Source organism: Curtobacterium sp. MCSS17_008 (assembly GCF_003234185.1).
Lineage (GTDB): Bacteria > Actinomycetota > Actinomycetes > Actinomycetales > Microbacteriaceae > Curtobacterium.
This window is the reverse complement of the sequence record NZ_QKSM01000001.1, coordinates 69288-89067: the sequence shown is the minus strand read 5'-3', so window position 1 is coordinate 89067 and position 19780 is coordinate 69288. Positions and strand designations below refer to the sequence as shown.

Annotated in this window: 18 protein-coding genes and 1 tRNA gene; 9 read left to right on the top strand and 10 right to left on the bottom strand. The window is 72.4% G+C overall.

Annotated features, from left to right (window positions below):
- Positions 1-64: 64 nt before the first annotated feature.
- Positions 65-1045: an aldo/keto reductase gene (locus DEJ23_RS00390; RefSeq protein ID WP_111238309.1), complete on the top strand. Its 981-nt coding sequence runs from the start codon at positions 65-67 to the stop codon at positions 1043-1045.
- 348 nt (positions 1046-1393) lie between these two features.
- Positions 1394-2974: an alpha/beta hydrolase gene (locus tag DEJ23_RS00385; protein WP_111238308.1), complete on the top strand. Its 1581-nt coding sequence runs from the start codon at positions 1394-1396 to the stop codon at positions 2972-2974.
- An 18-nt stretch (positions 2975-2992) separates the two neighbouring features.
- Here the strand turns inward: DEJ23_RS00385 and DEJ23_RS00380 are convergent, their stop codons facing one another.
- Both DEJ23_RS00380 and DEJ23_RS00375 read right to left on the bottom strand, forming a co-directional pair.
- Entirely contained in the window at positions 2993-3883 is an 891-nt protein-coding gene (locus DEJ23_RS00380) for an alpha/beta fold hydrolase (RefSeq protein WP_181429048.1), read from the bottom strand.
- 35 nt (positions 3884-3918) lie between these two features.
- Entirely contained in the window at positions 3919-4407 is a 489-nt protein-coding gene (locus DEJ23_RS00375) for a peroxiredoxin (RefSeq protein ID WP_111238306.1), read from the bottom strand.
- A gap of 242 nt (positions 4408-4649) precedes the next feature.
- On the opposite strand from DEJ23_RS00375, the gene aceE reads away from it, so the two are divergent.
- From aceE to DEJ23_RS00345, 6 genes are all read left to right on the top strand, one after another.
- On the top strand, positions 4650-7394 hold the full coding sequence (gene aceE / locus DEJ23_RS00370; RefSeq protein ID WP_111238305.1) for a pyruvate dehydrogenase (acetyl-transferring), homodimeric type: 2745 nt from the start codon (positions 4650-4652) through the stop codon (positions 7392-7394).
- A 34-nt stretch (positions 7395-7428) separates the two neighbouring features.
- A complete protein-coding gene (locus DEJ23_RS00365) occupies positions 7429-8631 on the top strand; it encodes a CdaR family transcriptional regulator (RefSeq protein ID WP_181429047.1) in 1203 nt (400 codons plus the stop codon).
- Positions 8632-8756: 125 nt separating this feature from the next.
- Positions 8757-9710 (top strand): ACP S-malonyltransferase, encoded by a 954-nt coding sequence (locus tag DEJ23_RS00360; RefSeq protein ID WP_111238303.1) that lies wholly within the window; start codon positions 8757-8759, stop codon positions 9708-9710.
- Positions 9707-10762, top strand: coding sequence for a beta-ketoacyl-ACP synthase III (locus DEJ23_RS00355; protein WP_258375173.1), 1056 nt, complete (start codon positions 9707-9709; stop codon positions 10760-10762). Before DEJ23_RS00360 ends, DEJ23_RS00355 begins: the two co-directional genes overlap by 4 nt.
- A gap of 83 nt (positions 10763-10845) precedes the next feature.
- Entirely contained in the window at positions 10846-11094 is a 249-nt protein-coding gene (locus tag DEJ23_RS00350) for an acyl carrier protein (RefSeq protein ID WP_022903951.1), read from the top strand.
- A gap of 152 nt (positions 11095-11246) precedes the next feature.
- A complete protein-coding gene (locus tag DEJ23_RS00345) occupies positions 11247-12491 on the top strand; it encodes a beta-ketoacyl synthase (protein WP_111238302.1) in 1245 nt (414 codons plus the stop codon).
- Between the two features lie 303 nt (positions 12492-12794).
- On the opposite strand, the gene DEJ23_RS00340 is transcribed toward DEJ23_RS00345, so the two are convergent.
- From DEJ23_RS00340 to DEJ23_RS00315, 6 genes are all read right to left on the bottom strand, one after another.
- Positions 12795-13274 carry a DUF3145 domain-containing protein gene (locus DEJ23_RS00340; protein WP_111238301.1) on the bottom strand — a complete coding sequence of 160 codons (480 nt, stop codon included), beginning with the start codon at positions 13272-13274 and terminating at the stop codon, positions 12795-12797.
- A gap of 217 nt (positions 13275-13491) precedes the next feature.
- On the bottom strand, positions 13492-14310 hold the full coding sequence (locus DEJ23_RS00335; protein WP_111238300.1) for a DUF1684 domain-containing protein: 819 nt from the start codon (positions 14308-14310) through the stop codon (positions 13492-13494).
- Positions 14307-15434 (bottom strand): AI-2E family transporter, encoded by a 1128-nt coding sequence (locus DEJ23_RS00330; RefSeq protein ID WP_309147069.1) that lies wholly within the window; start codon positions 15432-15434, stop codon positions 14307-14309. Before DEJ23_RS00330 ends, DEJ23_RS00335 begins: the two co-directional genes overlap by 4 nt.
- Positions 15435-15460: 26 nt before the next feature.
- Positions 15461-15537, bottom strand: a tRNA-Ile gene (locus DEJ23_RS00325).
- Positions 15538-15550: 13 nt separating this feature from the next.
- Positions 15551-16756: a glycosyltransferase gene (locus tag DEJ23_RS00320; protein WP_111238299.1), complete on the bottom strand. Its 1206-nt coding sequence runs from the start codon at positions 16754-16756 to the stop codon at positions 15551-15553.
- Positions 16757-16878: 122 nt separating this feature from the next.
- Positions 16879-17790 (bottom strand): DMT family transporter, encoded by a 912-nt coding sequence (locus DEJ23_RS00315; RefSeq protein ID WP_181429046.1) that lies wholly within the window; start codon positions 17788-17790, stop codon positions 16879-16881.
- Between the two features lie 39 nt (positions 17791-17829).
- On the opposite strand from DEJ23_RS00315, the gene def reads away from it, so the two are divergent.
- Positions 17830-18405: a peptide deformylase gene (gene def, locus DEJ23_RS00310; protein WP_111238298.1), complete on the top strand. Its 576-nt coding sequence runs from the start codon at positions 17830-17832 to the stop codon at positions 18403-18405.
- 17 nt (positions 18406-18422) lie between these two features.
- Here def and DEJ23_RS00305 read toward each other — a convergent pair whose 3' ends face one another.
- Together DEJ23_RS00305 and DEJ23_RS15990 are read right to left on the bottom strand one after the other, a co-directional pair.
- Entirely contained in the window at positions 18423-18926 is a 504-nt protein-coding gene (locus DEJ23_RS00305; RefSeq protein WP_111238297.1) for a hypothetical protein, read from the bottom strand.
- Between the two features lie 177 nt (positions 18927-19103).
- Positions 19104-19775, bottom strand: coding sequence for a pentapeptide repeat-containing protein (locus tag DEJ23_RS15990; RefSeq protein ID WP_111238693.1), 672 nt, complete (start codon positions 19773-19775; stop codon positions 19104-19106).
- Positions 19776-19780 lie beyond the last annotated feature (5 nt).

The window sequence follows — 19780 nt, the reverse complement described above, 5'->3', positions numbered from 1 at the left end:
GGCGGGCGGCGGCGTGCGGACAGTCCGCCGGACGCCTGCGGGCACCGTGACTACGCTCGGCACCATGCAGAGTCGCTCCCTCGGCCGCACCGGCCGCTCCGTGTCCGTCGTCGGTCTCGGCACCTGGCAGTTCGGCGGTGACTGGGGTCCCGTCAGCGAGCAGGACGCCAACGCCGTGATGGACGCGTCGGTCGAGTCCGGCGTCACCCTCTTCGACACCGCCGACGTCTACGGCGACGGTCGCAGCGAGCAGCTCATCGGGGCGTGGCGGCAGGCCAACCCGGAGGTGCCGCTCACCGTGACGACGAAGATGGGCCGCCGCGTCGAGCAGGTCCCCGCCAACTACGTCGCGGCGAACTTCCGCGAGTGGGTCGACCGCTCCCGCCGCAACCTGCAGCAGGACACCCTCGACCTCGTGCAGCTGCACTGCCCGCCGACGCCCGTCTTCGCGGACGACGCGGTGTACGACGCACTCGACGCGCTCGTCGACGACGGTTCGATCGCCGCGTACGGCGTCTCGGTCGAGACCGCCGACCAGGCGCTCACCGCGATCGCCCGACCGCACGTCGCGAGCGTGCAGGTGATCCTGAACGCCTTCCGCCTCAAGCCCCTGGACCGCGTGCTGCCGGCCGCACGGGAGGCGGGGGTCGGCATCCTCGCGCGCGTCCCGCTGGCATCGGGGCTGCTCTCAGGCAAGTACACGACGGAGACGACGTTCAGCGAGGGCGACCACCGCAACTACAACCGGCACGGCGAGGCCTTCGACCAGGGCGAGACCTTCAGCGGCGTCGACTTCGAGGACGGTGTGCGGGCGGCGCAGGCCTTCGCGTCCGCGCTCCCCGAGGGCGTCTCGGTGCCGCAGGCAGCGCTGGCGTGGATCGTCGCCCAGGAGGGCGTCACCGCGGCCATCCCGGGAGCGCGCAACCCGGAGCAGGCGCGCTCGAACGCCGGCGCGGCGGACCTCGGCGAGGTCCCCGGTCTCGACGAGACCGTGCACGAGCTCTACGACCGGTGGTTCCGCGCGGCGGTGCACGACAGGTGGTGACGGTGGGCCGGGGCTGACCGGCCGGCGGCGCCCGCGGTCGAGCTCACCCGACGCTCCGCGGAACTCGCCGTCGCGGTCGGCTGCGGTGCCGTCGCGGTGTCCCTGGCACACGGACGGGGTCGGCTCCGGCCGGCGCGGTGGCCCCTGTCGGAGCGCTGATCCGCCCGTCCCGCGCTCCCCGCGGTGCACGTGCGGGATCACGCACCCGCACGGCGGTTTTCCGGGCCCCTGCGCTCCGTACGGTTGCGACATGCACCTGGACCCGACCTCCGCAGCGACCCCCGTCACACTCGCCGCGCCGACCCCCGAGCGGGCGGTCCGACGCGCCCTCGCCGCCCACGTCGACCGGTGACCACCCACCACGGCTGGGCCGGCAGCCCGGCGCTGCGCGTCGCGGTCCAGCTCCCGGAGGCGGCTCGCGCCGGCGTCGTCATCTGCCCGCCCCTCGGCCAGGAGGGCGCCGTCGCGTACCGGACGCTGCGCCTGCTCGCGGACCGCCTGGAGGCCCGTGGCGTGGCCGCGGTGCGCTACGACCCGTCCGGACGGGGGGACGCCGCCGACGACGACGGGCCCGACGCGCAGCTCCGGTCGGCACGGCACGCCGCGACGCTCCTGCGCCGTTCGGGCGTCCACCACGTCGCGTTCGTCGGGCTCGCCTCGGCCGCGCTCGTCGCCGCCGCCGCGGCCGGCGACGAGGACGCGCTCGTCGTCTGGGATCCGCCGGCATCGGGGCGGGCGTGGTTGCGGGGACAGCGGGCGCTCGCGTCCACCGCCACCGGCGCGCAGCGGGGCGTCGTCGGTGCCGAGACGCTGGTCGGCATCGACGTGTCCCCCGCCGAGTCCGCCGAGCTCGCGGCGCTCGCGCTGCTGCCCCGCACCGGCCCGACGGTCGTCTTCGTCCGCCCGGGTGCGGCGGCCCCGCGGACGCTCGGCGCGGTCGACACCGTGCAGGCCGCCGGCACCGCGGAGCTGCTCGACGGCACGAGCACGCACGCGCGCATCCCCGGCGCCACGGTCGACCGCCTGGTCGAGTGGCTCGACGGCTGGGCCCCGACGGCAGCGCGCGTCACGGTGCCACCCGTGCTCACCGAGGTGCTCGACGTCGACGAGCGGGTCTCCGAGCGGATCCTCCGCATCGGCTCGGAGGCGCTGTTCGCCGTCGAGACGGTGTCGTCCGCGCAGGACGAGGACGCCCCCGTCGTCGTGCTGCACGATGGTGCCGCGGAGCACCGGGTGGGCGCAGCGGACTACCAGGTCGGGCTCGCACGGGCGCTGGCCCGCGACGGTGCACGCGTGGTGCGCGTCGACCGGCGGGGCACGGGCGAGAGCACACCCGTGCGCGAGGACGAACGGTCCTTCCTGTTCGCGCAGGAGTGGATCGCCGACCAGCGCGCCGTCGTCGACGCCGTGCGTGCTCCGTCCGAGCGGCTCGTGCTCGTCGGGACGTGTGCGGGCGCTTGGCTGGCCGGCCGGTCCGCCGAGGAGCACCCCCGGCTCGTCGTGGAGATCGGGCCGAACGACCACCGGCGCCGTGCGGCCGCACCCGGCAGCGACGCCGACGGGCTCCGGCCGGTCGACGCACCGTCGCCCCTGCGGCGGTGGGTGCGTGCGTGCTGCGGCGCCGTCGTCCCCGAGCGGCTGCGCGGGTGGATAGCACGTCGCCACCGTGCCGGCGGTGTCGTCGGGCACGGCCGACCGCTCGTCGAGCACGGGACCGACGTCGTCGTGGTCGCGGCGCCCGAGGACGTCGCACTGTTCGAACGGCTCGGCGGTCGTCGTGCCGTGCGGCGCTGGGGCGCGCGGCTGTCGGTCGTCGAGGTCGCCGACGGGGACCACGCGCTGTTCTCACCGGTGATGCGCGAGGCGGTCGTCACCGAGGTGCGCACACGGGTCGCCGCGACCTTCCCGTCCCGGTCGGTCCGCGCCTAGCGGCACGACCGGGAGACGTCAGGCGAGTCCGAGCAGGGACGCGACGGCGTCGGGGTGCTCGACGTGCGCGAAGTGGCCGCAGTCCTCGAGCACCGCTGTGCGGACGTCGGGCAGCAGTCGTCGCAGGTCGTCGAGGTCGGACACGCGGGCGAACACGTCGGCGCGACCGACCACGGCGGTGACGGGGCAGGCGACCGCACGCCATCGGCCGACGTCGTACGTCGCCGCGGTCCGGGCCGCGGCGACGAACAGCTCCGGTCGGAACTCGTCGACGAAGGCGTCGAGCACGCTCCGGTCGAGTCGACGCACGTGCGTGAACACCGGTGCGGCCACGAGCGGCAGCAGTCCGGCGCGTGCGATCCCCCGGAGCAGCCCGCGGGCGGCGTCGCCGGTCACGAGGAGCCCCGCGCGGAGGAGCGTGAAGGCGGGCAGGGTTCCCAACGCGCGCCACGGGTGCCGCGCAGCGCGGGCGGTCGTCGTGGTCGTGCCCGACACCGACGCGAGCGACCGGACCCGGCCGGGCGCGACGACGGCCAGGTGCAGCGCGACGAACGCCCCCATCGAGTGGCCCACGACGTCGACCGCCGGGAGCCCGAGCGCGTCGAGGACGTCCACGAGGACCCGTGCGCCGTGGTCGACGTCGAACGGGCCCTCCGGCGCCGGGGACGCGCCCCAGCCGGGCAGGTCGACGAGGACCAGGCCGCGGTCGCCGGCGCCGTCCGCGGCGGCGAGCAACGGCGTCCACGTGGTCCACGAGCCGGCGACGCCGTGCACGAGGAGGACCGGGTCGGGCCCGGCGCGGTGGTGGACGACGACGGGGCCGGACCCCGTCGTGACCGTGCTGCGCTCCAGGGACCACGTGGCGGGCGCGTCCACGATCGGCCACGGCGCGTACGGGTCGTCCGTCACCACCCCCCGCCACCACGACCGCGGCGGTGGCGGTGTCAGCCGACGGAGACCGGCGCGGTGCACGCGGCGAGACGGTCCAGCGCCGCGCGGTACTCGGCGACGTCGCGCTGCAGCCCCGGCTCGGTGATGATCGACGCCTTGATCCGGCCCTGCACGTCGATGACGAAGGTCGCCCGGGTGGCGAAGCCCTTCTGCTCGAGGAACACGCCGTACTCCTTCGACACCGCGCCGTGCGGCCAGAAGTCCGCGAGCATCTCGAAGTCGTAGCCGTGCGCCTCGGCGAACGAGCGGAGCGTCGCCTTCGAGTCGACGGAGATGCCGATGAGCTCGACGCGCTGGTCCTCGAACATCGCGATGTTGTCCTGCAGCGTGCACAGCTCGTTCGTGCAGCCGGACGAGAACGCCAGCGGGAAGAAGACGAGGGCGACCGGGCGGACGCCGCGGAAATCGCTGAGGCGGACGTGCTCACCGAACTGGTTCGGGAGTTCGAAGTCCGGCGCGAGTGAACCGATCTCCAGGGCCATCGGTGCGTTGCTTCTTCCTCGGGCGTGGGGTGTGCCCGTGTCGCGTGCGCACGTGCGGGTCGCGCGTGCACGATCGGCAATCGTACGCCGACGTCACCAGGATGCAAGCACCCGTCCACGTGCACGTCACCATCAGCCAGTGGGTCGGTCGAGGGGCCTAAGGTGGTGTGGGCCCCATCCGGTCGTGACCCGACCACCGGTGGCCCCCATGTCCACCACCACGAGAACGAACGAGGTCAAGGGTGACGGTGAACGACCAGGACCCGCGCAGCACCGCAGGGACCGACCAGGACCCGGAGGAGACCGCAGAGTGGCGTGAGTCGCTCGACGGGCTCGTCGCGACGCACGGCCACCAGCGGGCCCGCGAGATCATGCAGAGCCTGCTGAAGCGCTCGAACGAGCTGCACCTCGGCGTGCCGATGGTCCCGACGACCGACTACGTCAACACGATCGCGCCCGAGGACGAGCCGGAGTTCCCCGGCGACGAGGAACTCGAGCGCCGGTACCGCCGGTGGATCCGGTGGAACGCCGCGATCACGGTGCACCGCGCCCAGCGTCCCGGCGTCGCGGTGGGCGGCCACATCTCGACGTACGCCTCGAGCGCCGCCATGTACGAGGTCGGCTACAACCACTTCTTCCGTGCGCAGGACCACCCGTCCGGCGGCGACCAGGTGTTCTTCCAGGGCCACGCCTCCCCCGGCATGTACGCGCGTGCCTACATGGAGGGTCGCCTCAGCGAGGACCAGCTCGACGGCTTCCGCCAGGAGAAGTCGCACGCCGGTGGCGGTCTGTCGTCGTACCCGCACCCGCGCCTCATGCCGCACTTCTGGCAGTTCCCGACCGTGTCGATGGGCATCGGCCCGATCAACGCGATCTACCAGGCGCAGCAGGCCAAGTACCTGTCGAACCGCGGGATCAAGGACGCCGCCGACCAGCAGGTCTGGGCGTTCCTGGGCGACGGCGAGATGGACGAGGTCGAGTCGCGCGGGCAGCTGCAGGTCGCGGCGAACGACGGGCTCGACAACCTGAACTTCGTCATCAACTGCAACCTGCAGCGCCTCGACGGACCGGTGCGCGGCAACGGCAAGATCATCCAGGAGCTCGAGGCGTTCTTCCGCGGAGCGGGCTGGAACGTCATCAAGGTCGTCTGGGGCCGCGAGTGGGACGACCTGCTCGCCCGCGACACCGAGGGCGCGCTCCTCAACCTGATGAACGCGACGCCGGACGGCGACTACCAGACGTACAAGGCCGAGAACGGCGCCTACGTCCGCGAGAACTTCTTCGGCCGCGACCCGAAGGCGCTCCAGCTGGTCGAGGGCTACTCGGACGACCAGATCTGGAACCTCAAGCGCGGTGGCCACGACTACCGCAAGGTCTACGCCGCGTTCAAGGCCGCGACCGAGCACAAGGGCCAGCCGACCGTCATCCTGGCGAAGACCGTCAAGGGCTACGGCCTCGGCCCGAGCTTCGAGGGCCGCAACGCGACCCACCAGATGAAGAAGCTCACGCTCGACAACCTCAAGCAGTTCCGCGACGAGATGCGCATCCCGATCTCGGACGCGCAGCTCGAGGAGAACCCCTACACGCCGCCGTACTACCACCCGGGCAACGACGACGAGGCGATCCAGTACATGCACGAGCGTCGTCGCGCGCTCGGCGGGTACGTGCCGGAGCGTCGGACGAAGTACACCCAGCTCACGCTGCCGGACGAGTCGAAGTACCAGGTCGTCAAGAAGGGCTCCGGCAAGCAGGAGGTCGCCACGACGATGGCGTTCGCCCGTCTGCTGAAGGACCTGCTCCGCTCGCCCGACTTCGGCGACCGCGTGGTCCCGATCATCCCGGACGAGGCGCGCACGTTCGGCATGGACGCGTACTTCCCGACGGCGAAGATCTACAACCCGAACGGCCAGCACTACACCTCGGTCGACCGCGAGCTGCTCCTGGCGTACAAGGAGAGCCCGCAGGGCCAGATCGTCCACGTCGGCATCAACGAGGCGGGCGCCCTCGCGGCGTTCACCGCGATCGGCACCTCGTACTCGACGCAGGGCGAGCCGCTCATCCCGGTCTACGTCTTCTACTCGATGTTCGGGTTCCAGCGCACCGGCGACGCGATCTGGGCCGCCGGCGACCAGATGGCACGTGGCTTCATGATCGGTGCCACCGCCGGTCGGACCACCCTGACCGGTGAGGGCCTGCAGCACGCCGACGGCCACTCGCCCCTCCTGGCGGCGACGAACCCGGCGGTCGTCTCCTACGACCCGGCCTACGGCTACGAGATCGGCCACATCGTCAAGTCCGGCCTCGACCGCATGTACGGCACGAACGAGGACGGCTCGCCGAAGCACGCCGACCCGAACGTCATGTACTACCTGACGGTCTACAACGAGCCGATCGTCCAGCCCGCCGAGCCCGAGGGCGTCGACGTCGACGGCATCGTCAAGGGCATGTACCTGCTCAAGCCGAGCGAGCACGACGGCCCGAAGGCCCAGCTGCTCGCGTCCGGTGTCGCGGTGCCGTGGATCCTCGAGGCGCAGCAGCTCCTCGCCGAGGACTGGGGCGTGTCCGCCGACGTCTGGAGCGTCACGAGCTGGGGCGAGCTCACCCGTGACGGTCTCGACGCCGAGCAGCAGGCGTTCCTGAACCCGAACGAGCAGCCGCGCACCCCGTACGTGACCGAGCGCCTGCTCGGCACCGAGGGCCCGGTCGTGGCGGTGAGCGACTTCATGCACGCCGTGCAGGAGCAGATCCGCCCGTTCGTCCCGACCGACTACGCCACGCTCGGCGCCGACGGCTTCGGCTTCTCGGACACGCGTCCCGCGGCCCGCCGCTTCTTCCACATCGACGGCCCCTCGGTCGTCGTGCGGACGCTGCAGCAGCTCGCGAAGCAGGGCAAGGTCGACCACGCACTCGTCCAGCAGGCGATCGACAAGTACCGCCTGCACGACGTGAACGCCGGCACCACCGGCAGCGCGGGCGGAGAGGCCTGATCCGCTGGTGAGCACACCCCGCACCGTCCCTGCCGTGGGCCGGGAGAACGACCGCGAACGCGCGCTCTCCTGGCTCCGGCAGGTGTCGGGCGAACTCTCCACCGCGACGATCAAGCGCCTGGAGGACACCCTCCCCTGGTACAGCGAGATGCCGCCGGGGCGCCGCTCGGCGGTGGGCCTCGTGGCCCAGGCGGGCATCACCTCGTTCATCTCGTGGCTCGAGGGCACCGCGTCGACGCCGTGGATCGCGGCAGCCGACGTGTTCGGCTCCGCGCCCCGTGAGCTCCTGCGCTCGGTGAGCCTGCAGCAGACGCTGCAGCTCATCCGGGTCGTCGTGACCGTCGTCGAGGAACGCGCGAAGGACGACGAGATGCTGCAGGAGGCGATCCTCAAGTACTCGCGGGACATCGCCTTCGCCGCCGCCGACGTGTACGCCCGTGCCGCCGAGGCCCGCGGGCTCTGGGACGCCCGGCTCGAGGCCCTCGTCGTCGACTCGATCCTGTCGGGCGAGTACGACGACGAGCTCCCCTCCCGCATCGCGGCGCTCGGGTGGCACGGCCACGGCGAGGTCGCGGTGCTCGTGGGCAACGCGCCGAAGCAGCTCGAGGTCGACCAGATCCGCCGCACCGCACGTCACATGGACGCCGACGTGCTCATCGGCGTCCAGGGCTCGCGGCTCGTGGTCGTCATCGGGCGGGCCACCCCGCGCGACGACGTGCCCGAGGGCGAGGAGCCCGTCTCCTTCACCGCGATCGCGCAGGCCCTCGAACCGTCGTTCGGCGAAGGACACCTGGTGCTCGGCAACGAGGTCCCCGGGGTGGTCGACGCGTCCACGAGCGCGAAGGGCGCCCTGGCCGGGTTCGCCGTCGCACGGGCCTGGCGCGGCGCTCCCCGACCGGCCCTCGCGGACGACCTGCTGCCCGAGCGCGCTCTGGCCGGCGACCCGCTCGCCCGCTCCGCCCTCGTGCAGCGGATCTACGTCCCGCTCAAGGACCAGTCGACCGAGTTGCTGCAGACCCTCTGGTGCTACCTCGACACCGGGCGGTCGCTCGAGGCGACGGCACGGGAGCTCTTCGTGCACCCGAACACCGTCCGCTACCGCCTCCGTCGTGTCGCCGACGTCATCGGGTGGGACGCCACGCACGCGCGTGACGCCCTGATCGTGCAGTCGGCGCTCATCCTCGGCGCGATGTCCGAGTCGAACGCCGGTCGCCGACGCCTCCCGCCGCGCCGCTGAGCGCGCCCGCTGGGACGGGCGGCGTACTGCCGGCCGCACTCCGGTGGGGTTCGCACAATGTCCCGGCCGGATCGCTGTCGGAAGTCCACACGGACCGATCCGACCGTGACGGCGAGGATTGACCGGTGATCGTCGTCGTCGCGCCCGGACAGGGCTCCCAGACCCCCGGCTTCCTCGCCCCCTGGCTCGAGGACGCCGCCGTCCGTGACCGCGTGGGAGCGTGGTCCGAGGCGATCGGTGTCGACCTCGCCCACCACGGCACCGAGTCGGACGCGGACACCATCAAGGACACCGCGCTCGCGCAACCGCTCATCGTCGCCGCAGGCCTCGTGACCGCCGACGCGCTCCTCGCCGACGGACGCCGCGACCTCGTGGGCGGCGTCGCCGGCCACTCGGTCGGCGAGTTCACCGCCGCAGCCGTCGCCGGCGTCCTCGCCCCCACCGACGCCGTCTCGCTCGTCGCCGAGCGCGGACGCGCCATGGCGGACGCCGCAGCGCTCGAGCCCACCTCCATGGCAGCCGTCCTGGGCGGCGACCCGGAGGCGGTCGCCGCGGCGCTGGAACAGCACGGGCTGGTCCCCGCGAACCACAACGGCGGCGGGCAGACCGTCGTCGCCGGTCCGGCCGACGGCATCGCCGCGCTGGCCGCCGAGCCGCCTGCGAAGGCCCGGGTCGTCCCGCTCGCCGTCGCCGGGGCGTTCCACACGCGGTACATGGCCCCCGCGGTCGACCGGGTCGCCCCGGTCGCGGCAGCCATCACCGTGCAGGACCCGACGCTGCCGATCTGGACGAACGCCGACGGCTCCCGCGTGGAGGACGGCCGCCGCTTCGTCGACCTCATGGTGCGGCAGATCGCGAGCCCCGTGCACTGGGACGCCGTCATGGAGTCGTTCTCCGCCGCCGGCGTCACCGGCATCATCGAGCTCGCTCCGGCCGGCGCCCTGACCGGACTCGCCAAGCGCGGGCTCCGCGGCACCCCGGCCGTCGCCGTCAAGACCCCCGACGACCTGCCCGCCGCGATCGAGCTCCTGCAGCGCGACGCCGAGGCGGCTGGCCAGGAAGCAGACGCAACCGCATGACCGACGCCACCACGCCGTCCCCCGCAGCCGACGGGACGGACGGCTCCCGCGCCTCCCGTCCGATACTGCAGCAGCGTCGCGGACACGAGTTCACCCGCATCCTGGCGTTCGGCGCCGCCCGTGGCGAGAACGTCGTGCCGAACGACGACCTCGTCGGTCCGATCGACTCGTCCGACGAGTGGATCCGCCAGCGCACCGGCATCGTCACGCGCAAGCGCGCCGGCGCCGACGTCGAAGCGGTCGACCTGGCCGAGACGGCCGCGCGCGAAGCGATCGAGAAGGCCGGCATCACGCCGGACCAGATCGGTGTGGTGCTCGTGAGCACCGTCACGCACACCGTCGCCACCCCGTCGATGGCCTCGCTCCTCGCCGAACGCATCGGCGCGACGCCCGCGGCCGCGTACGACGTCAGCGCGGCCTGCGCCGGCTACGCGTACGGCATCGCCCAGGCGGACTCGTTCATCAAGTCCGGCCTGGCCGACCACGTCCTGGTCGTCGGCGCCGAGAAGCTCAGCGACGTCGTCGACCCGACCGACCGCTCGATCTCGTTCCTGCTCGGCGACGGCGCGGGCGCCGCGGTGGTGGGCCCGAGCGACTTCCCCGGCATCGCCCCGACCATCTGGGGCTCGGACGGCTCGAAGTGGGACGCGATCGGCATGACCGCGACCTACAACGAGTGGGCCGCCGGCGCTCCCCGACCGACCATGCGCCAGGCCGGCCAGACGGTCTTCCGCTGGGCAGTGTGGGAGATGGTCAAGGTCGCCCGTGAAGCGCTCGAGACCGCCGGCGTCCGCCCCGAGGACCTCGCCGCCTTCGTGCCGCACCAGGCGAACATCCGCATCATCGACGAGTTCGCCAAGCAGCTCGGCCTGCCCGACACCGTGACGATCGCGCGCGACATCACCACGACGGGCAACACCTCCGCCGCGAGCATCCCGCTCGCCACACACCGCCTGCTCGAGGAGCACCCCGAACTGTCGGGCGGCCTCGCCCTGCAGATCGGGTTCGGCGCCGGACTCGTGTTCGGCGCGCAGGTGGTCGTCCTCCCCTAGCCCCACGCGCCTCCGCGCGCGGGCAGTGCCCGTGCCCTAGGCTGTCCCACGGTCAAACGACACCCCCCTCAAGGAGAACACCCATGGCCCTGTCCAACGAAGAAGTCCTCGCCGGCCTGGCCGAGCTGATCAACGACGAGACCGGCATCGCGACCGACACCGTCGCCGCCGACAAGTCGTTCACCGACGACCTCGACATCGACTCGATCTCGATGATGACCATCGTCGTGAACGCCGAGGAGAAGTTCGACGTGAAGATCCCGGACGAAGAGGTCAAGAACCTCAAGACCGTGGGCGACGCCGTCGACTACATCGTCAAGGCCCAGGCCTGACGCGAGCTTCCTGAGCGCCGCGGCCGCGGACACACCGCGGTCCGCGGCGCTCGACTCGTTCACCCAGCGGGCGAGCGCCCACCGGCGCCCGGCCACATCGGACGGGTGTCCACCGGCACCCGACCAGTCCACACGAAAGAACACGTCGTTCCATGACCAACAAGACCGTCGTCGTCACCGGGATCGGTGCGATCACACCCCTCGCCGCGACCGCCCCGGAGACGTGGGAGGCGCTGCTCGCCGGCAAGTCCGGCATCACCCGCATCGAGGACCCCCGCTACGCCGAGCTCGAGCTCCCCGTCGAGTTCGCCGGCCAGGCGCGCCGGTTCCTCACCGACCAGCTCACCCGCCCGGAGACGAAGCGCCTCGACCCGTCGTCGCAGCTGTCGCTCGTCGCCGCGCGCGAGGCCTGGGCCGACGCCGGCATCGACGCCGAGTCCGTCGTCCCCGAACGTCTCATCGTCGACTGGGCGACCGGCATCGGCGGCGTGAACACGCTGCTCGACGCCTGGGACACCCTGCGCGAGAAGGGGCCGCGTCGCGTCATGCCGATGACGGTCCCGATGCTCATGGCGAACGGTCCGGCCGCCGCCATCGAGATGGAGTTCGGTGCCCGTGGCGGTGCCCGCACGTACCTGTCCGCCTGCGCGTCCTCCACCGAGTCCCTGGCCGAGGCGTACCGCCACGTCGCCAGCGGCGAGGCGGACATCGTCATCACCGGTGGCGCCGAGGCCGCGCTGCACCCGCTGCCCCTGGCCGCGTTCGCGGCGATGCAGGCCCTGTCGCGCCGGAACGACTCCCCCGAGACCGCCTCGCGCCCGTACGACGTCACGCGTGACGGCTTCGTGCTCGGTGACGGCGCAGCAGCGCTCATCCTGGAGACCAAGGAGCACGCCGAGGCCCGCGGCGCGAGGATCTACGCCGAGGTCGCCGGCGCCGGCATCACCTCCGACGCCTTCCACATCACCGCACCGGACCCCGAGGGCAGCGCCGCCGCCCGGGCCGTCATCACCGCCCTCGAGCACGCGGGTGCCGCCCGCGAGGACGTGGTCCACGTCAACGCGCACGCCACCTCGACCCCGGTCGGCGACGTCGCCGAGTACCACGCCATGCGTCGCGTCTTCGGCGACCACCTCGACAGCATCGTCGTGTCCGCGACCAAGGCGTCGACCGGTCACCTCCTCGGTGGCGCGGGTGCGATCGAGGCCGCGTTCACGGTCAAGGCGCTGCACGAGCGTGTCGCGCCGCCGACGATCAACCTGACCGAGCAGGACCCGGAGATCGTGATGGACGTCGCGACCGCGCCCCGCGAGCTGCCGGCGGGCGACCTGGTCGCCGTCAGCAACTCGTTCGGCTTCGGCGGGCACAACGCCGTGGTCGCGTTCCGCTCGGCCTGACCCCGTCCTGCCGGCCCCGCGTCGGCCTGGAGGCCCGTCCTGCGTCCGCAGGGCGGGCCTCCCGTCGTTCCCGGGGCCGGTCCCGGCCGCACGCGCTTCGGGCCCCTTCTGGTCGCACGACCCGCCGCTCAGGTCCGGCATCGACGGCATGTCGTGCGACCGCAACGGTCGCCGACGGCGCGTCGTGCGACCGGAAAACCGAGAGAACGGGAGACCGGGAGACCGGGGACGTCGAACGCCGCCGGCTCCGGAGGGAGCGGGCGGCGTCCGAGGATGGCGCGAGGAGCGGAGGAGCTGAGGAGGTCAGCCGACGCGGTGGAGCCACACGACCGGGTTGCCCTCGGCGGCGTGGCGGAACGGCTCGAGCTCGTCGTCCCAGGCCTGGCCGAGGGCGAGACGCAGTTCGCGGTGCAGTTCGAGGGCGTTGCTGGCGGCGACCTCCATCGCGTAGCGCACCCGGTCCTCGGGCACGACCATGTTCCCCGACACGTCGGTCTGCGCGAAGAACACGCCGAGGTCGGGCGTGTGCATCCACCGACCGCCGTCGGACACGGCCGTCGGCTCCTCGGTGACCTCGTACCGCAGGTGCTCCCACCCGCGCAGGGCAGAGGCGATCGCCGCGCCGGTACCGACCTGCCCCGTCCAGGTGAACTCCGTCCGACGGGATCCGTCGAGCGCGGGCTGGTCGAGCCACGAGAAGTTCACGGCGCGGCTCATGGCGCGTCCTGCCGCCCATTCGACGTGCGGGCAGAGCGCGCGTGGTGAGGAGTGCACGTAGAGCACTCCTGTCGTCGTTCCGTTCACGATTCCTCCGCTTCGTCAGGTGCGACTTCCCCATCGACCTGTGGTGCGGAGTGTCCCGGTACCGGAACCATCGATATCCGATTGTGATGTCCTCGCGGACACGCCCATTATGCATGCGCTCGGCTGCGAACGCCACACCTCGGCGGACGGCGGTGCGGCCGACCTCGGTGCAGACCGTTCCCGGTGCACGCCGACCTCAGTGCAGCACGGCGCCGCCCGCGTCGACCGGGTGCCGCTCCCCCGCCGTGACCGCCACCGGGAGCCGGTTCTCCTCCGGTGGGATCGGACAGGCGAACTGGTACGAGAAGGCGCACGGCGGGAGCACGAGCCGCTCCCAGTCGAGGGTCACCTCCGCCGGCCCGTCCGGCTCGTCGAGGTACAGGAAGCGCCCCATCGCGTACGAGCTGCCCGGGTCGTCCTCCGGCAGGGCGCTCGTGGCGTCCTGCACGATGAGCTGCAGGCGGGGCCGACCGTGGAACGGCGCGGACCGGACCGCGGTCATCCGCACCGTGGCCCCGTCGACGGTGGTCTCGATCGTGCCGGCCACCGGGAGCGGATCGCCGGCGGCGTCGGTGAGGTGAGGTGGCGCCTCCCGGCCGGTCCGGGGTTCGTACCTGCCGGACGTGACCCAGCCCTCCGGGCGCGGGACGAAGCGATCGATGCGCGCGAAGCGGGCGATCGCGTCGGACGCGGGGTCCCAGACCCGCAGCGTGGCCCCGTGCACGCTGCCGGCGCGGCCGTCGGGGAAGCCGACCGTCGACGGGACGACGGCGGTGTCCCCCGCCACCAGTACCGTGCCGTCCACCGGGACGCCGTCGACCACGACGCCGTCCGCGCCCACGGCGGTGACGACGAGACCGCCGACCGCCGGTGCCCACTGCCCGGGCACCGGCCACACGGGCTGCGGCCGGTCGACGACCTGCGCGTTGACCAGGGCGAGCGGCCCCCGGGCGCTGCGGGCCCAGGCGTCACGAGCGGCGACGTGCTCGGCGAGGTCCGGGTCGGCGGTGGTCACGCCTGCTCCTGACGGGGGTAGATGACCTTCTGCACGATGATGATCACCGACGCGGCGGCGGGCACCGCGACGAGCGCGCCGAGCACCCCGCCGATGGTGCCGCCCGCGACGGCGGCGATGACCACCAGCGCGCCCGGCACCTGGACGGCCCGCGACATGATGCGCGGCGAGATGACGTACGCCTCGACCTGCATGTACACGAGGTAGTAGACCGCCGCCGCGAGGGCCGTCGCCGGCGAGGCGAACAGGCACAGCAGCGAGATCACCACGGCCGCCGCGAGGGTGCCGACGAGCGGGATGAGCGACCCGAGGAACGCGAAGGTCGCGAGCAGCACCGGCAGGGGTGCGCCGATGATGAGCAGGAACACCAGGCTGAGGACGCCGTTGATGAGCGCCTGACTGATCTGCCCGACGACGTAGCGGCCGACCGCCTGGGTGATCTGCTCGCTGACGTCGATGAAGTTCTCGCGCCGCGAGGCCGGCACGAACCGGTACGCCATCGACTTCAGGCCGCGCATCGAGGCGAGGAAGTACAGCATCAGGATGATGACGATGACCGCGCCGGTCAGCCCCGACAGGATGCCGCCGCCGACCGCCAGGATGCCGCCGCCGAGGCTGAGCAGGTTGCCCGGGTCCTCGACGAACGACTGCAGGGACTCGAGCGAGTGGTTGATGTCGAACGAGCCGGCGAACTGCTGCGACAGGTCCTGCACCCACTGCTGCTGCGCGATGTCCTGGACGATCTCCGGGAAGTTCTGGATGAGGTTGGTCGCCTGTCGGATGAGGATCGGGACGACGGCGAAGACCACACCCGCGAACGCGGACAGGACGCCCACGACGACGATGGTGATCGCGGCCCACCGCGGGATGAGCCGCTCGAGGAACGACACGAGCGGGTCGACGCCGAGGGCGAGGAACAGGGCCACGCCGATGTAGACGAGGACCGTGCTGAGCTGGTGGACGATCGAGCCGGCGAGCAGCGCGATGAGCACACCGAGCGCGCCCATGAACCCGATCCGGAACGCGTTGACGCGCACGCCGGTGCCGGCCCGCGTCGTCTCGAACGTGACGTTCGGGGTTGGGGCGTGGTCGTCGGGGGTGTCGCGTCGTCGGGGCAGGTGCACGGACGGGCCAGCCTTTCTGGACGGCTTGGTAGGGCGGGCGGGACTTGAACCCGCGATCGTTCGGTTATGAGCCGAGTGCCTTGACCAGCTTGGCTACCGCCCCTCGTCGGGGACCGTCAGGCCACCGGCTCCCCACGATACAGCGACTCGAACGTGGCGAGCGTGCGGTTGATGTCGTGTGCCTCGATCATGGCGAGGCTGCGCTCCCGCATCGCCCGGTAGTCCTGGTCGGGAGCCTGCATCACCTGCGTCAGCTTGGCGGCGAGGTCCTGGACGTCGCCCGGAGCGAACAGGTACCCGTTGCCGTCGATGAGGTGCGGCAGCGCCATCGAGTCCGCCGCGACCACGGGCAGCCCGGACGCCATCGCCTCGAGCGAGGAGATGCTCTGCAGCTCCGCCGTCGACGGCATCGCGAACACGGTGCCGTTCGTCAGCGCGGCGCGCTTCGCCTCGTCGGAGACGAAGCCTGCGAACCGCACGCGGTCCTCGAGGCCGAGCTCCTGCACCAGGGCGGTGAGCTTCGGGATCATCTCCCCGCCGCCGACGATCGTCAGCGTGGCGTGGAGTTCCGGCGGCAGCAGCGGGAGCGCCCGGACGAGCACGTCGAGGTTCTTCTCCGGCGCGACCCGGCCGACGAACACGATGTCGTTGTCCGCAGGTCGACCGCTGCCGGCCACGTACCGCGAGGCGTCGAGGCCGCAGGAGATCGCGAGCACGCGCTGCCCGGCGATCGCCTGCCGGAGGTAGTCCGCGGCGAGGACGGTCGGCGTCGTGATCGCGTCGGCCAGCCGGTAGGTCTTGGCGGCGTCGTTCCACGCGATCCGCAGCGCGATCGGCAGGGTCCGTCGTCCGAAGGGCACGTACTCGAGCAGGTTCTCGGGCATGAAGTGGTTCGTCGCGACGATGCGTATCCCGCGGTCGTGGGCCTCGTGCACGATGCCGCGACCGATGACGATGTGCGACTGGATGTGGACCACGTCCGGCTGCACGGCGTCGAGGATCGGCGCCGTCCACTTGCGGACGCTCCACGGCCACACGAAGCGGAGCCAGGCGTGCCACGGCCACCGGTACGACCTGAGCCGGTGCACCGTGAGCGTGACGCCGCAGTGCTCCTCGTCGAAGGTGCCGTGGTGGGAGCTCGTCGCCGGGGCGACGACGTGGACCTCGTGTCCGCGTTCGGCGAGCCCGACGGCCAGCTGCTCGGCGAACGTCGCGGCGCCGTTGACGTCCGGCGGGAACGTGTCGGCCGCGATCATGACGCGCAGCGGCCGGGACCCGCCCGTCGCACCCGTCGGCCCGGCGGTGGTGGCGTCCTCTGACACGGCTGGCGTCGTCCTCTCGTGGGCGATTGCTGGTCGGGCCTCGACGGTACCGCACCGTCGCGAGGGCCCGCGTCAGCCTCGCGGGTGATCCCCCGGCCCGACTCCCACGGCCCCCGGTCTGCTCAGCGCCGGGTCTCCGGGTGGTGCTTCGCGAGCAGGAACACCCCGGCGATGGCGACCACCGCTGCCACGAGGAACCCGACCACGGCGATCCACGGGGCCCCGGCGGCCTCGCCGAGCACGATGACGCCGATGCCCACCGCCACGATCGGGTCGATCACGGTCAGCCCCGCGATCACCAGGTCGGCGGACCCGCTCGAGTACGCGTTCTGCACGAAGTACCCGCCGAGTGCTGCCGCCACGACGACCCCGGCGATGGCGATCGCGGTCAGCCAGTCGACGGTGCCGTGCAGGAAGCGGTTGAGCACGACCTTCGCGAGCGTCGCCACGAACCCGTAGAGGACGCCGGCGCCGACGATGTAGTACAGCGCGCTCGCCCGCCTCGCCGCGAGCCGGAAGGAGACGAGGACGATCACGAGGACCACCGCCAGGACGAGCAGGATCGTGACGAGCTGCTCGCGGGTGATCGCGTTCTCGCGACCGACGAACGCCGCGATGGCGACGAAGATCCCGACGCCGATGATGCACGTCCACACCGCCCGTCGGGCCTGCTGCCCGAGCGGCACACCGCTGGAGCGGGACGAGAACCACGTCGTGATCACCAGGGCGACGGCGCCGAGGGGCTGCACGACGATGAGCGGGGCGTTCGTGATGCTGATGAGCTGCAGCACGACGGCCAACCCGAGCATGAGCGTGCCGAGCACCCACCAGCCGCTCGTGAGGAGCGCGACCACGTGCCGGACCGACAGCCCCTTCGACTGCCGTCCGAGTCGCGCCTCGACCCGCTGCACGCCGCGGCTCTGGTACTGCGCCCCGAGTGACAGGAAGACCGCGCCGACGAGTGCGACGGGGATCATCAGGGCTTGGAACGGGGTCAGGTTGACCGCTTCCGGGATCGGGAGGTCGGTCGTCACGGGTCGAGGCTACCGGTCTGCGCCGGATAACCTGGGTGAATGGCCGTGCTCCCGATCCGCATCACCGGCGAACCCGTCCTGCACGAGCGTGCATCGGAGGTCACCGCGTTCGACGACGACCTCCGTGCCCTGGTGCGGGACATGTACGAGACGATGGACCTGGCTCCCGGGGTCGGGCTCGCCGGCCCGCAGGTCGGGATCGGCAAGCGGCTCTTCGTCTACTCCTGGACGGACGACGAGGACGTGCTGCACCGCGGCGTCGCCGTGAACCCCGTGCTGTGGACGACCCCGCCCGTCCCCGAGTCCGTCGAGGAGCTCGACGAGGACGACGAGTCCGAGGGCTGCCTCTCGATCCCGGGTGAGCGTTTCCCGCTGCGCCGCGCCGAGGGCGTCCTGCTCCGTGCGGTGGACGAGCACGGCGATCCGTTCGAGGTCGAGGCCCACGGCTGGCTCGCCCGCATCTTCCAGCACGAGTACGACCACCTCGACGGCTACCTGTACGCCGACCGGCTCGCACACCCGTACGGCAAGCAGGTCGCCAAGGCGATCCGCAGGAGCAGCTGGGGCGGACCCGGCAAGTCCTGGCTGCCCGGACGCGACCACCCCGAGGGCTGACGGCCGGGAGGCCCGGCTCAGCCCCGGTGGGCCGCGAGCGCGTCCCGCAGGCGGTGGTGGTCCGGATGACCGGGGCAGTACTCGAGGAGTCCGGCGGCGAGGTCCGCCTGCGCGGTGGTCTCGACGGAGGACCGCCACGGCGCCACCCCGCGCTCCGCGCAGGTCGCGGCGAGCTCCTCGAGCGATGCGCGGCCGTCGGTCGCCCGCACGGCCGCGCGCTGCTGCGCGGACATCTCCGTCCCGGTGATGCGTTCGGCTCGGCAGTCGGTGTGATCCGCCTCCCACACGGCGGCGTACGTCGTGTACGTCTCGGACGCGTCCTCGCCGCCGCTGTCCACACCGCCGTCGTCGCAGACGAACGCGAAGACGATCGGCGCGCTGCCCGACGACGTCACCTCGGAGGTCGAGTCCTGGTCGACCGGGTCGTCCCGCTCCGGATCCGCGCCCGCCGTGCAGCCCACGAACCCGAGGGCACCCACGACGACGAGCGCCGCTGCGAGGGTCCGGCGCACGATGGTCACCTGTGAACGCTAACAGCTTCCGGTGGGTCGCCGCTGACCGGCATTGACGCGCACGCCGCGCTCGGCGTCCCTCCCCTGCCGTCCCCTGCCGTCCCCGGTCCGGCCGACGCACAGGCGCACGCGACGGTCACGGCCTGTCGCGCCCTCCTCGGCACCCACGGTCGTGCGCGCCGTGACTCAGCGGGACGACCCCGTGACGGTGATCGTCGCTCGCTGGTCGAGGCGGCCCTCGCGCGCCTCGGTGCTCATCCGGCACCTGACCTCGGTCGTGCCGACGTCGGCACGCACGACCTGCCCGACGCAGCTGCGTGACGACACGCCCCGCGGGAGCTCGAGTTGGATGCGCACGCTGACGCGCTCGCCGTCCGGGCTGCGGACCGTACGGTCGGCGAGCTCCATCGGCGTGCCGCGCACCGTCAGCCCGGCGATCTTCGCGTCCGTCAGGTCGACGCCGTCGATGTGGGCGTCGGTGATGTCGGCACCGACGAGGTTCGCGCCGACGAGACTCGCCTGCCGCAGGTCCGCCCCGGTGAGGTCGGCAGCGTACAGATCGACGCCTTGCAGGTCGGCACCGCGCAGATCGGCCCCGCGCAGGTCCGCACCGAAGAGCACCGCCTGCCGCAGGTCGGCGCCACGCAGGGAGGCTCCGTGGAGGTCGGCCAGTCGGAGGTCCTGGGTGGCGAGGTCGGCGTCCGTGAGGTCCAGGCGCGCGCACGTCGTGACCGACCCGGGCTGCGGGACCGTCTGCACCACACAGGAGCCGACCCGGCGCTCGCCGGCACCGGTGCCGCCCGTGCGGGCGAACGCGGCCACGCCGATGACCACGAAGAACAGGACCGTCAACACCACGACGA

Coding starts and splice junctions, on each gene's coding strand:
- DEJ23_RS00355 (WP_258375173.1), top strand. CDS start 9,707: ATGACCGACGCCACCACGCCGTCCCCCGCAGCCGACGGGACGGACGGC.
- DEJ23_RS00345 (WP_111238302.1), top strand. CDS start 11,247: ATGACCAACAAGACCGTCGTCGTCACCGGGATCGGTGCGATCACACCC.
- def (WP_111238298.1), top strand. CDS start 17,830: ATGGCCGTGCTCCCGATCCGCATCACCGGCGAACCCGTCCTGCACGAG.
- DEJ23_RS00390 (WP_111238309.1), top strand. CDS start 65: ATGCAGAGTCGCTCCCTCGGCCGCACCGGCCGCTCCGTGTCCGTCGTC.
- DEJ23_RS00375 (WP_111238306.1), bottom strand. CDS start 4,407: ATGGCCCTGGAGATCGGTTCACTCGCGCCGGACTTCGAACTCCCGAAC.
- DEJ23_RS00350 (WP_022903951.1), top strand. CDS start 10,846: ATGGCCCTGTCCAACGAAGAAGTCCTCGCCGGCCTGGCCGAGCTGATC.